The 247-nt window shown below is 48.6% G+C and carries 1 protein-coding gene; it reads right to left on the minus strand.

The window, feature by feature from the left end; translation table 11 throughout:
- Positions 1-145, minus strand: a 145-nt coding sequence (locus tag ACODJP_RS14405) for a GNAT family N-acetyltransferase (protein WP_422482668.1), incomplete at its 3' end; no start/stop codon positions are given.
- Between the last annotated feature and the right edge of the window lie 102 nt (positions 146-247).

Raw genomic sequence — 247 nt, forward strand, 5'->3', positions numbered from 1 at the left:
CTCCCCAAGATTTAGCCTTTGCCTCTGCTTTGGCAACCAGTGCTGTCGCTATTCCCTTCCGTCGAAATCTTTCTCGGACAGTAACGTTCGATATGTACGCAATTCCTGCCCTGGCCGTGATCAGAATACATGTATCGGGCCTCAAAGGTATTGGTGGAATTCAAACTCAAGACATATGTCAGAGGCAGTGTAGTATGGAATATGATGGCAGTCCGACGACGTACCTTCTTTGTCGATGAGGCCCTGT

The organism is Pleomorphochaeta sp. DL1XJH-081 (genome assembly GCF_049310885.1).
Taxonomy (GTDB): domain Bacteria; phylum Spirochaetota; class Spirochaetia; order Sphaerochaetales; family Sphaerochaetaceae; genus CAYZJV01.